Below are 13,022 nucleotides of genomic sequence, written 5' to 3'. Positions count from 1 at the left end.
ATGGCCGGCGCCGCGCGGCTCTTCCCGGCTTCGCCCAAGCCGGCCGGCGGGCCGGTGACGCCCGCGGTGCGCTCGCCGCGGGTGAGGTTCGCCAAGGCGGCCAGGGATCAGCGGTTTCTCAAGGTGATTGGGCAGCTTCAGCAGAGCGCCAGAAAGGTCGGACAGCACCCCCCCGCGAAGCGGAAGGCAGACGAGGCGCAGGCCGCGGCAAAGGCTCCTGCCAACGAGAAGGAGGCTGGCGCCCGCGCCAACCAAGTCGACGACATGAAGGACGCCAAGGCGGAGAAGCCCAACAAGGGTGGCTTCCTGGCGATCCTCCGCGCCGAGATCGACAAGGTGATGCCCAAGAACTTGGACGACGCCGACAAGTTCATGAAGGGGGGCGAGAGTCAGCAGATCAAGGGCGCTGTTGGCGGCAACGTCTCCGAGCAAAAGCAGAAGGCGAGCGGCCCGACGGAGGAGGCCACGAAGGCGCCGCCGGATACCGGAAAGGTGGAGGGCAAGGAGGTCGCCGCGATGCCCTCGGATCCGGCCGCGGCGCCGTCCCCTGTCGCCGGCGCAGAGGCGATGCCTGCCCCCAAGCCGCAGGCGGAGGTGGCCAAGACGGCCGCGGACGGCTCTGCCTCGGCCGACCAGAAGCTCAAGGACGCAGAGCTCTCCGAGACCCAGCTGAAGAAGGCCAATGACCCGCGCTTCAGCGGGGTATTGACCGCGCGGGACAAGAGCAAAGAGACGGCGGCGGCCGGGCCGGGGAAGTATCGCGCCAGCGAGACCAAGGCGCTCAACCAGGCCAGGGCGGGCGCGCTCGGCGACGCGAGCAAGGGAGTCGCCGGGCTGGCCGCGACGAAGAACGCGACCGGCGGAAAGACCAAGACGCGAGCGCAGCTCGCCAAGGAGAAGGACGAGGCGGATCGCAAGCGGGTCACCGACACCATCGCCGCGATCTTCGACAGGACCAGGAGCAAGGTCGACAAGAAGCTCTCGACGCTCGAGGCCGACGCGATGGCGCTGTTCGACGCCGGCGCCGACGCGGCGCTGGCGACGATGAAGAGCTCGGCGAACCAGGAGATCGACCGCTTCAAGGACCAGCGTTACGGCGGGCTCCTCGGCAAGGGGCGATGGCTCGCCGATCTGTTCGGCGATACGCCGCCCGAGATAAAGCAGATCATCGCCCGGGCGCGGCAGCGGTTCACCGCCGAGATGGACGCGCTGGCGGTGCGGGTGGCCGCGATCGTCGACGACCGGCTGGCGGAGGCGAAGGCGATCGTCGCGGCGGGCCAGGCGGAGGTGAAGACCTACGTGGCCGGCCTCGCGCCCAACCTGAAGGCCGAGGGGCAGAAGGCGGCGCAGGACATCCAGTCGAAGTTCGACGAGCTGAAGCAGTCGATCGACGACAAGGCGCAGGATCTCGCGGAGAAGCTCGCGCAGAAATACAAGGACGCGTCGGAGAAGGCGGACGCGGCCGCCAAGGAGATGGAGGACGCCAACAAGGGCGCGCTGCGGGCCCTGGCCGAGAAGATCGGCGAGATCGTCAAGATGCTCGCGGAGTTCGCCGACCGCGTGGTGGCGCTCTTCAAGAAGGCGGCGGGCGTACTCAAGAAGATCGTCGCCGACCCCATTGGCTTCCTCGGCAACCTCCTGTCGGCGATCAAGCAGGGCATCTCGCAGTTCGTCGGCAACATCTGGGCGCATATCAAGCGCGGCTTCATGCAGTGGCTCTTCGGCGAGCTCACGAAGGGCGGCGTGCAGATCCCCGACGGCCTGCCGGCCCCCGGGGCGATACTGAAGCTCGTGCTCAACGTCATGGGGCTGACGTGGGCGAACATCCGGCCGAAGATCGTCAAGAAGATCGGCGAGAAGGCCGTCTCCATCCTCGAGAAGGTGGTGGAGATCCTCCAGAAGCTCTTCACCGGCGGCCCAGCGGCGCTGTGGGCGGAGATGCAGGCCTTCGTCGGCAATCTCAAGGCGATGGTGCTCGACGCGATCCTCGACTGGGTGGTCACGAAGGTCATCACGTCGGCGATCACCAAGATCGCCTCGATGTTCAACCCAGCGGGGGCGATCATCCAGGCGATCATCATGGTCTACAACGTGGGATCGTGGCTTGCCGCCAACATCGGCAAGATCCTCGATTTCATCGAGTCGGTGGTGAACTCGGTCGACCGCATCGCGAACGGCGACGTCGGCGGCGCGGCCTCGTTCATCGAGCAGGCGCTGGCCAGGATGATCCCGATCCTGATCGGCTTCCTCGCGGGCCTGCTCGGGCTCGGCGGGCTCGGCGACAAGATAAAGAGCTTCATCAAGAAGGTGCAGGCCACCGTCGGCAAGGCGGTCGACTTCGTGATCGACAAGGTCTTCAACTTCGCCAAGAAGATCCTCGGGAAGATCACCGGCAAAGACAAGAAGGACGAGCGCACCCCAGCCCAAAAGCAGGCCGATCTCGACGCTGGGCTGAGCGCGGCGCACTCGCTGCTCACCAAGCAGGACGAGTCGGCCGAGAAGGTCCAGCCCAAGCTGCAAGGGATCCAGAAGCGCTACAAGATGAGCGCGCTCGCGGTCGTCAAGGACTCACAGTCGGAGGGCGAGGCCGAATACCACATTCACGGCGAGGTCAACCCGGCAGGCAACAAGCCGAAGGTCAAGAAGACGGTCGACGACGAGAAGAATCCGGTGGCGATCGCTGAGCAGGCCAAGCCCGCGCCGCCCCCGGATGGCGTCGATGAGAAGAAGTTCATCGAGTCGGACCGCGGGAACAAGCGCCTGTTCGCGACCCTCAAGGGTGGCAAGCGATTCGTCTTCATCGTGAAGCAAAAACGGTGGAACCCGCTGAAGGACGACACCGCCATCCAGCAGGCGGAGAAGGACCTCCGGGCGGAGCTCGCCAAGGACATCACTGGCTACAAGGAGATGGTCGATGACTCGAAGCCCGCGAACGCGCCCGGCTTCGACGCCGCGGGGGTGGTGCCGGGCGCGACCCCCGCTCAGGCCCAGCTCGTGATCGGCGAGGTCAAGGGCTCGGCGCCCACCGTCAACAAGCAGTACATGCCGAAGGATAAGTTCACGGCGCTGACATCGAACTTGGGCACGAATCTCCGGGAGTTGATAGATTCGCCCGAGAAGAGCAGCGTCTCCGGCGCGCTGCAGAGCGGCAATGTGGTCATCAAGATCAAGCTGATCGGCGGGATGCAAGTGGGCAAGAGGGCCTCTGGCCGGAAGCTCTCGACCAAGGGCAAGATCGAGGCCGCGATCCGCAAGTCCTTCAAGGCATTTCTCGCCACCCAATACGCCGGATTGAAGCTCGATCAAGTGGTCAAGGCGATCAGGATTGATTGGGATCCGCCCTAGGCGGCACGATGGAGGACACGATGGCCTGGATTTCAGTGACGGCGGCTCGGAGCTACTTGGCTGAGGGAATCGCTCAACATCGAGCCTTGCGCGCCGCGACCGGCGTGGTGGCGTTCGCGGACATGTACGTCGTGTGGGCATGGATCGCCGGGGATGCCGAGGCGATCCGGGAAGAACAAGCGATCCTCATGCACCCCACGCACCTCACGCCGAAGATGCTCGCACGCCCCTCGGAGACCTTGCTCCTTTCGCTCGCGGCCTCGCTCCTCCTGCGCCGCTGCGCGGGAGAAGACGTGGACAAGGAGCTGAAGCGACTCGCGCACCTCAAAGGCTACAGGGAGAAAGCTCCCCAGATTGTTCAGGCGGCGCTGGAGCGCGTCCTCTCGGGAAAGAAGCCCGCTGGGCGCGCGCGCAAGATCGGATATCCCGAGACCGAAGAGGAGTTCAAGAAGCTTTCGGAGCGCGTGCCGCCGCCGATTCCGGCGCAGCTGGCGCTGGTGCCCGACGGCCCCCTCTGGGGACGGCTCTCCGGTACGGTCATTCCGCTGGCCTACGAGGCACTCAGCTCGTCTGGAGCTCGTCCGGACCTCGAGAGCCTCGGTGCGTTCATTCACTCCGGCGCCGGTTCTCGGGAGCGCGACGTCGTCTATGAACGCACGGGCGGCGGTGTCCCCTCCGGCGTATGGCGTAAGGATCCGATCGAAGTTCCCGGCTTCGACGCGGTTGAGCTCACGGAGGAGGCGGTGATCGTCCACCACTACATGGGCGTGCGCTGGCAAGCGCCGCTTCTATTTGACGAGGACGTGAACGCCTTCCAGTTCCTGAAGCACGTGGAAGCGGGATGGGATCAGGTACGGGAGACGATCGGGTCGGAGGCCTGGAGCAGACTCGTCCGAGCCCGCGCCGAGCGGCGCACCGTGCACCGCATCAGCATCGATCCGGAGAACGCGATGGAGGACGCCGTGAGCACCGAGCGCGCTCGCAAGACCTACGGGGTCGAGATCGAGGTCGTCAGCTTCCTCGACGCCTGAGTCAGGTGACGTAAAGCACCGCCGGCTTCCCCCCCGCCGTCTTCACTGCGAGCTCCGCCCCGTAGGCGATCGTCAGCGTCGTCGGCGCGAGCTTCACGCGCGCCGCGGCGTTCAGGTCGTCCCACGTCTCCCAGAGCGTCGCCGCCGCCTGCGTGAGCACGCCGGGCAGCGACGCGCGCGCAGGCGCCTTCCCTGCCGCCTTCACGTAACCCACCGCCAGCGCCACCGGCCACTCCTGCTCGGTGAGCCTCACCCCGGTGAGCCCGTCCGCGCCCCCGCCGATCGGCGCGGGGTACGGGAAGATCAGCGCCACCTTCCCCTCCGCGTCCGCGAGCCCGCGCACCCCGAGGAGCCCGTCCACCGCCGCCGTCAACACCGCCCATGCCGCCGGCGCCGCCGCGGCCGCATCCCACAGGTCCGCCCGGATCACCCCCATCCCCTGCGGCACGGCGCGCGTCGCCGTCGAGAACAGCGGTACAGCGCCGGGCGGCATCGCGGGCAGCGTCACCCCGGCCGGAGGCGTCCACGCGAGGGGCCCGCGCGCCGGCGCGTCCACCGTGAGCTGGAATGGCACGAAGCGCGCCTGAGCGTCGTCGACCTCGATCACGTAGGACCGCGTCTTCGGCGGCGCGCCCCAGAAGGCCGCGTCACCTTCCCCGTGCTCCACCGCCAACCCCGGGAGCTTGTGGAACACCCACGCGCGCGACGGGTTCGCCGTCGCCTCCACCCGCCGCGACGGATCCGCCACCGGGTACGCCGCCACCCGCAGCCCGTCCCCCACGAACGCCGCAGCCACCGGATCCCAGAAGCGCAGCCCGAGCGCGGCCGTCCGCGCGCCGACCTTGAACTCCATCATGCCCTTCATTCGCCGCCCTCCCTGTCAAACGCGCGTCTGCACCGGCCGGCCGCCCGGATCGGGCATCAACACGCGCGAATCGATGGGCACCACGCGGGCCACGTAGGTCGCCGAGGGCTGGATATTGGGTTTACCCACCTCCCAGATCGCGAGCATGTCCTGGATCGAGACCGGCTCGTACACGAGGTCGACCGTCTCCTCCGGGCCGAACGGCTCGTTGTTGGGATCGAAGCTGTTGAGGTAGCCCGACGAGAGCGTGGGCGTGTCGTCGAGCACGCGCATCGTCCAGGCGAGGAGGATCTGCTGCGTTTCCGGCTTCCTCGCCCAGGGGGTGATCAGGTAGTGGAGATCGAGCGGCAGCGGCGGGCGGTACTTCTTGCCGTCAGCGGCGATCTTGGGCGGCAGGTTGCGCCGCGCCGTGCTCACCGTGGTTCGGTAGAGGAAGATCGAGACGGTGAGCGGCGGCGTCGCCTTGAAGTTCTCGGGCAGGTAGAGCTCAACGGCGGTATCGTTGAGCTCTCCCGTTTTCGGGCGGGCGTCGAGGAGCAGGCCGCGCAGCGCGAGGCTGAGCGCCGAGATCGCGTGATCGCTCGCCATCGCCGCCTACGGCCCCGCCTTTGCCTTGGCCACGGCGTTGCTGAGCTGCTTCAGCACCTGGCCGGCGGCGCTGCCGAGCTGATCGCCCGCCTTGCTCCGATCCGCCTGCTTCTGTCCGAGAGCCGTCTCCGCCTTGATCCGCAGATCGGTCGCGTCGGCGGCGCCGTCGAACGCGGTGCGGAGCGCCGCTTCCGCGTCGGTGACGGCCTTGCTTGTCGCCGCATCACTCACCACGGCGGCGAGCGCCTTGGCGCGCTGCTCGAACCAGTAGGCCCCGGCGAAGTCACCCGCGCTCTTGGCGCGGAGGGCGTCGGCGAGCGCGGACTTCGCCGCCGCCGCGGCCGTGGCGGCCACGTCCACCGCGGCCTGGAGCGTCGCCTCGGCCCGATCGATGCTCACCCGCGCCTGGGCCTCGCCGTCGCGCGCCAGGGCCACCGCGGTGGTCGCGGTGGCGGCGTCCGCGTCCGCCGTCGCCCGCGCGGCCACGTAGGCGGCGTACGTCTTCTTCGTCGCGTCGGGCGGCGCCGGCAGATCCGCGGCGACGAGCGCGTCGAGATCGGTGAGCTTCAGCGTCCCGGGGAGGTTCGTGAACATGGCGTCGACCGCCACGAGCCCGGCGGTCACCTCGCCCGCGCTCGCGTTGGCCGCGGCGAGGCGGGCCTCGGCGCCCTCGACGAGGCTCTCGCGCCGGCGCTGGAGCGCGGTCAGATCCGCGAGCACCGCCTGCACCTGCGCCAGGCCAGCCTGCGCGGCGAGGCCCTTCGAGATGTCCTTCGCGAGGGCATCCTGCTGCCCCTTCTCGGTCACGATCAACTTGTCGAGCTCGGTCGCCATGGCGCGCTCCTGTCATTCTCCGGGAGACCGGCGCGCGCCGCCGCCCGTATCGGTTTCCCCCTTGAAAGACCCCCTGGCGCGGCTCGTGCGGAGCCGACGAAATGCGTCGCCCGGGCCCTTCCCTGCGCTCGGATGCTACGGGCCCATACCTGCTCGCGTCAACCACGCCCGCGCAGCGATAGCTGGTTCCGCCCCCCTCGTTGCTCGGGCAGAGCGTCGCTCGCGACGCGCGAGCACAGCGCGCCAGGACCTGCGCTTCCACCCGTTCCGGCGCGGGCTGCCCCGCGGAGAGTATCCGCGAGCTCATCGGCATTCACCTGCTCGTCACCGGGCGCGAACATACGGTGAGGTCTTCGTGATTGCGCAGCGGGAACGACTGCTCCTCTGCGCCGTCATCGTCCTATTGGCCGCTGGTCAGGCCGCCCTGGCGAATCATTCGTCCTGATCGACGTGATCGCCGACAGGACGAAGCGTCCGACGCTACGTCAGGTTGCTTCGCGGCTCGCGGAGATCGTCCAGCTCGGCCCCGTTCAGGTAGAGGCAACGGTCCCCGAGCCGGTGCCAGACACGGGGCCGCCGTGGCAAGAGTTTGCCAAACTCGAGGCGCCTCATGTCCTCAGCTGTCCGCTCCCGACCCTCGCGAAAATCTCGCCAAGTGCCGGTAAATCTTCAAGAACTCAGCGGAGGAGAAGGGATTCGAACCCCTGGTAGCCTTCCGACTACGGCGGTTTTCAAAACCGCTGCCTTCGACCGCTCGGCCACTCCTCCAAATACTCAGAACGACTTGCTTTTGTGCCTCCTTTGGCGTCGCCTGTCAACGCCGCCGTGCCGGCCGTTGCCCATCTCGCGCCCATCTCGCGCCCATCTCGCGCCAGAGCGCCGGCCGGGCCAGGGCGCCAGCCCCTCCGTGAGCGCGATCCTCGCCGCCGGGTAGGCGAGCGAGAGCACGAGCTCGACATCCCCGGCGCCGTGGAGGCTGCACGAATCCGGGGGCGCAGCGCAGCGCGAGCGCCGCGGAGTCGATCGGGATCCATCATGGCGCCGTGACGTTCACCGCCGCCCTCGCCACGAGATCATCGAGGTCGTGCCTGCAGAGCGCGCTCGCCGGCAACGTCGCCTCGGCCAGCTCGACGAGCCGCGCGTGATGGGTGAAGAAGAGGATCTGCGTCCGCTGCGACAGCTCCCCGAGGACCTCGAGCGCGGCGCGCGCGCGCGCGTCGTCGAAATGGATGAGCACGTCGTCGAGCACCAGCGGCAATGGCTCGCTCTTCGTGAAGTACTGCTCCAGGCTCGCCACCCGGAGCGCCAGGAAGAGCTGGTCGCGCGTCCCATCGGACAGCGCCCTCACCTCCACCGGATCCCCGGCCCTCGGCACGCACCGGAGCACGGGCCGATCGTGATCGTCGTGATCCCCCCGCAGCCCCGAGAACGTACCCAGCGATAGCCTCGCAAACAGCTCGCTCGCCCGCCGTACAAGCGGCCCCTGGTTCTTCTCGCGGTATTGCTCCATCGCCCGCCGTAGCAGGTCCGCCGCGAGCTTCGCCCGCGCATAGTCGTCGACCAGCGCGCTGATCGACGCCAGGTGCTGCTCCGCCCGCGTCAGCTCCTCCGCCGCCAGGTCGCTCCCATCCATCGAGAGCAGCCGCTGCCGGAGCTGCCCCACCTCCTCGTTCACCCGCGTCCGCTCCTGATCCAGGTCCGCGATCTGCCGCTCCACGTCCACCCGATCCTGCGCAAGCGCATCCGCGTTCGTCCCGCGGCACGCCTCCAGGAGCGCCTCCACGCTGAGCCCCTCGCCGATCGTCGAGAGCCGCGTCTCGACGATCTCCCGATCTTGCCGGAGCTTCCGCGCCACCGTCGATCGATCCTCCGCGGCGACGAGCTCGGACACGTCCTGGGCCCGGGCCTCCTCCATGAGCTGCTTGAGCGCGCGCTCCGCCCCTCGCCGTTTCTCCCGCGTGGCGAGCAGATCCTGCTGCTTCTCCTTGGACTCCTTCTCGAGCGCCTGCTTGAGCTGCCGGTTCGTCTTCCCGTCCTTGGACCGCTCCAGCAGCGCCGCCGCCGCCTGCTCCAGCGGAATGCCCGCGAGATCCGGCGCCGTGAGCCGCGCCAGCCCCTCGACCTGCACCTTGAAATCGGCCGCATCGCGCTCGATCCCCGCGATGCGCCGCCGCCGCTCCCGGGCCCCCTCCCCCTGTCGGGCGAGCTCCGCGCGCAGCTTCAGCACCTCCTCGGCTTCCTCGATCCCGGTCGCGGCCGACACCCCGAGCGCCAGCATCACCACCGACCACTGCTCGGCCCACGCCGCCTGTTCCCGCTGCAGCCGCGCGAGCGCGCCGGAGAGCCCCTCGAGCTCGACCTCCCCCCGGCGCACCTCTTTCACGACCGCTTCCTGCTCCCGCTGCGCTTTCCCCTCCCGCTCCACCACCTCGCGCGCATGCGCGACGAGCGCGAGCAACCCGTGCCACGGCCCAGCTGCCACGCCGAGCGCCTCCAGCGCCGCAGCGAGCGCCTCCCGATGCCCCTCGATGCGCTCCCTCTGGGCCTGCTCCCGCCGCCGCACCTCCTCGAGCCTGGCCTTCTCCTCCACGAGCTTCTGGTAGCGCCCCAGGAAGGCCAGCATCTCCCCCGGCGAGCGCGGCGCGATCCCCGCCGCCGTCCAGGCGGCTTGCCACTGCCTCTGCTCCTCTTCCTCCGTCGTCCGTGCCCGCTCCGCCGCGGTCACGGACTCCTCGATGCCGCGCGCCTCCCGATCGCGATCGGCCGAGAGCGTCGCGAACTTCGCCACCCGATCTGCCTCTCTCCTGAGCCGATCCGACAGCTCATCCGCCCGCCGCGCGCTCGTCTCGTGATGATGCGCGATCTCGCTCGCCGAGAGCCCCGCCCCGGCCGCCCCCTCCTCCGCCGGCTCCCCCAGCCACGCCTGCCGCACCCGCTTCCAGTGCCCCTCGCGCTCGCGCCGCGCCGTCGCCAGGTCCCCCTCCATGGGCACCTCCTCGCCGCGCCGCAACGCCTCGATCTCGCGCTCCAGCTCCCCGAAGCGCTTCTTGCGCTCTGCCAGCGAGTGAGCGAGCGACTTCCGCTCGGTGTCCCGAGCGGCGAACTCACGGGCAAACATCTCCACCGTCTCCGGGATCGGCACCGGCAGCGCGCCCACCTTCTCGAGCGAGAGCTGCGCCACCCCGAGCGCCGAGAGCCCGGCTTCAAGCCGCGCCGCCATCGCCGTCGCCTCGCCGCGCAGCTCACCGAGGACCTTCTCCAGATCCCCGTCTCGCTGCGCGATGTCGAGCGTGCGCACGAGCGCCGTCGCATCCACCGGAGCGCGCAGGGCCGCGAGCTTGATCCGCTCGCCCCCGAGCTTGTTCTCCGCCTCGGAGAGCCCCTTCGCCGCCCCGGCGAGGTCGCGCTCGAGCCCGATGCGCTGCTTGAGCAGCGCCTGGACCCGCGCCTCCATGCTCGACGGGACAGCGAGGCTCCCCACCTCCTCCACGGGCACGCGCCGCCCGAGCCGCCCGAGGAGCGACTCGATCGTGTCTTCGATCTGGCGCAGCTCGCCGCGGAGCCGAGGCAAATCCACCCCCGCCGCCTTCTTGTGGTTGCCGAGCCCGTCCTGGATCGCGGTGATCGACGCCCCCTGCGCGAGCAGCGCCTCCGGCACCGGCAACCGGTCCATCTGCGCGGTCAGATCCGCGATCTCGCGGCCGAGCCGCTCCTCGCGCGGCTCCGTCTCCGCGAGCGTGCTCTCGGCCTTCCGCCGCGCCTCGGGCGCCGTCTCGGGCAAGAACACCGCGCCCTCATGCTCCTTCAGCATCCCGAGGATCCTGTCCCGCTCCGCGATGGGCACCAGCGCCTGCGCCGTGCGCGACAGGTGCCTGAGCTTCGCCTGGAGATCGGAGAGCTCGCTGGCCAGGGTCGCGGCGCGCGCCTGCCCACCGGCGAGATCCTTCTGGAGCTGCTCCCACTCCTTCGCCGGCTGGGACCGATCCGCGGCTCCCTTCTTCGCGCTCTTGTAGCTCTCGAGCGCGGCGTTGAGCTTCTTCTTGTGCTTCCCGAGGGGCGTGAAGATCTCCTCCGCCTGCGCGTCGAGCCTCTCCAGCACCGCGTGCACGCGCGTGCCCCCGAGCCCGGCCGCGAACAAGCTCTCTCCGAGATCGCCGCCTCCCTTGAGCAGCGCCTCGCCGCCGTCCACGAGCGCCTCGTGGGAGAGGCCGAACATCACCTTGTACTGCTCCTCCGTCACCCCGCCGAGCAACGCCTGCAGCTGCCCCTCGTCCACCGGCTGCTCGGCGGGATCCAGCAACGTCTGCTTGAGCCCCTTGCGTCGGACGAGCTGCAAGGTCCGCCCGTCCTCGGCCGCGAGGAGCGCGCCCACCCGGAGCTTCTTGTAGTCCCGATCGTGCGCGTCCTGGGTGTCCTTGGGCATTTCGAAGAGAAACCCCAGCACCGCCCGCAGCGTCGTGCTCTTGCCGACCGCGTTCGACCCGAAGATCACGTGCAACGCGCGCGGCTTCGCCGAGAAATCCAGCGACAGCCCGGTGAAAGGCCCGTACCTCAGGAGATCGAGCGAGAGGATCTTCACGACGCGTCCTCACCTGCAAAGAGCAGCGGCAGCAGGGTATCGGGCAGCTCCCGGACGAGCTGCCGGAGCGCCGTCCGATCGAGCTTCCCTCCGCCTTCGAGGTGGTCGAGCTCCGCCGGCAGCTTCTTGCGCAAGGGCTCGAGCCCGCTCAGCAGCCTGTCGATCTCGGCGTCGTCCTCGCAGAGGGTGCGGAGCTGCCGGTAGAGCCCGCCCACGGCCTCGTCCCCGAGGCTCGCCTCCGCATCGAGCGGGTTCCGGGTGCGGAAGCTGATCTTCTCGACCCAGATCTCGCCCGCGTCGCTCGCCGCGCTGCGCACCTCGCTCCGGTACTTCTCGGGCTCGCGCGAGAGCGCCCCGTGCGCCCGCGTCGCCCCCGTCACCTCGATCCGCGCGGCCACGATCCTCTCCTCCGCCGCGTCCGCCTCGCGCGCCAGGGCCTCGCGGCACAGCTCGATCACATCATCGACCGACGACGCCATGCGCGCGTCCACCGCGCACCGCACCCAGCGCAGCGCGTCCAGGGTCCGGGGCTCGGCCCCCACGATCCGCCCCTCGTCCACGGTCACCAGCGTCGCCCCCTTCTTCCCCGTCTCGCGCGCATGCCTGCCCTGCAGGTTCCCGGGGAACACGATCCACGGCGACTCGTGGAGCACCTCGCGCGCGTGCACATGCCCGAGAGCCCAGTAATCGTATCTCCTCGCCACGAGGTCGCTCACCGAGCACGGAGCATACGATTGATGCCCTTCGCGACCGCTCGCGCACGTATGCAGCAATCCCACGTTGAAATACCCCTCCCGCGGCGCGGGATAGGCGACGGAGAGGTCCTCCGTGGTATCGGCTTTCTCGTAGCTCCGACCGTGCACGGCCACGCCGAGATCCTCCAGCACGATCGTCTCCGGCTTCTTCGCCGACAGCTCGCGCACGCCCTCCGGCAATCGCAGGATCTTGCTCCGCGCGTCGTGATTGCCACGCACGATGAACACCCGGATACCCGCTTCACGCAGGCGTGACATCTGCTTCGCGAAGAAGAGCCCCGTGTTGTAATCCGTCCAGTCGCCGTCGTAGAGATCGCCGGCGATGAGCAGGAAGGCCACCTTTTCCTCGATGCACTGCGCCACAAGGTTCTCGAGCGCGCGCCGCGTCGCCCCGCGGAGCTTGTCCACCGGCGCCCCGTCGTACCGATCGAGGCCCCGCAGGGGGCTATCGAGATGGATGTCCGCTGCGTGAAAGAACTTCATGCGGCCCCCGGTCCGCGCTGCTCTTTGCCGCGCGATGGCGCGACCGTAGCAGTCTTCCCTGGGGACGTGAAGCGACATGCGGCTTCGTCATCGCAACGGTCTTGTGATACCCGGCGAGCTCGCGCGTCACCTGCACGCAATCGTCCCGTAGGGGGGAGTCCGAAAGCTTGCTTCAGAGGCGGCGTGCCATGCGGAGAATGAGAAGAACGGCGATTCGGAGGACGAGCCATCAACGCTGCAGATTCGCCGCTGGATTGCCTGAGCCGCCGCTTCAGGGAAGTCCGCCTCCATCCAGGCAGCCAGAGAGACATCGAATCGCTCTAGCTCCGTCCGCTGCGCCCAGGCGAATGTGCTCGGTCCCTTCGTAGACGGACGCTTCGCTCTTCCAGAGGGTGATGCAGTCGTTCAGAGGGTGATGCAGTCGTTGACGGTGCTGCCGCTGAGCTTGTGCCCGAAGCCCCACCTCTGAAGGTTCTCGAGCGCCGACGAGAGCGATGCGTGGCGCACGCGGTCTAGCCGAAACCCTCGAGGAAGGTCCGGAG

Annotated in this window: 7 protein-coding genes and 1 tRNA gene; 2 read left to right on the top strand and 6 right to left on the bottom strand. The window is 69.0% G+C overall.

The window, feature by feature from the left end:
- Both WMF36_RS42860 and WMF36_RS42855 read left to right on the top strand, forming a co-directional pair.
- Entirely contained in the window at positions 1-3,345 is a 3,345-nt protein-coding gene (locus WMF36_RS42860; RefSeq protein WP_437576627.1) for a phage tail protein, read from the top strand.
- Positions 3,346-3,353: 8 nt separating this feature from the next.
- On the top strand, positions 3,354-4,376 hold the full coding sequence (locus WMF36_RS42855) for a hypothetical protein (RefSeq protein WP_437576626.1): 1,023 nt from the start codon (positions 3,354-3,356) through the stop codon (positions 4,374-4,376).
- Position 4,377: 1 nt separating this feature from the next.
- On the opposite strand, the gene WMF36_RS42850 is transcribed toward WMF36_RS42855, so the two are convergent.
- From WMF36_RS42850 to WMF36_RS42825, 6 genes are all read right to left on the bottom strand, one after another.
- A complete protein-coding gene (locus tag WMF36_RS42850) occupies positions 4,378-5,241 on the bottom strand; it encodes a hypothetical protein (protein WP_437576625.1) in 864 nt (287 codons plus the stop codon).
- A 15-nt stretch (positions 5,242-5,256) separates the two neighbouring features.
- A complete protein-coding gene (locus WMF36_RS42845; RefSeq protein ID WP_437576624.1) occupies positions 5,257-5,829 on the bottom strand; it encodes a DUF4255 domain-containing protein in 573 nt (190 codons plus the stop codon).
- A gap of 6 nt (positions 5,830-5,835) precedes the next feature.
- The gene (locus tag WMF36_RS42840; RefSeq protein WP_437576623.1) at positions 5,836-6,663 is read right to left on the bottom strand and encodes a hypothetical protein; all 828 of its coding nucleotides are present in this window, start codon (positions 6,661-6,663) and stop codon (positions 5,836-5,838) included.
- A 681-nt stretch (positions 6,664-7,344) separates the two neighbouring features.
- Positions 7,345-7,431 (bottom strand) — tRNA-Ser (locus WMF36_RS42835).
- Positions 7,432-7,696: 265 nt separating this feature from the next.
- Positions 7,697-11,242, bottom strand: coding sequence for an AAA family ATPase (locus tag WMF36_RS42830; RefSeq protein ID WP_437576622.1), 3,546 nt, complete (start codon positions 11,240-11,242; stop codon positions 7,697-7,699).
- Complete coding sequence (locus WMF36_RS42825; RefSeq protein WP_437576621.1) at positions 11,239-12,480, bottom strand: metallophosphoesterase family protein; 1,242 nt, start codon at positions 12,478-12,480, stop codon at positions 11,239-11,241. The genes WMF36_RS42830 and WMF36_RS42825 overlap by 4 nt, the downstream gene beginning before the upstream one ends.
- Positions 12,481-13,022: the final 542 nt, after the last annotated feature.

Origin of the sequence: Sorangium sp. So ce887, from assembly GCF_051521455.1 — a bacterium.
Lineage (GTDB): Bacteria > Myxococcota_A > Polyangia > Polyangiales > Polyangiaceae > Sorangium.
The sequence above is the reverse complement of the archived record's forward strand: the minus strand, read 5'-3'. Positions and strand labels throughout refer to the sequence as shown.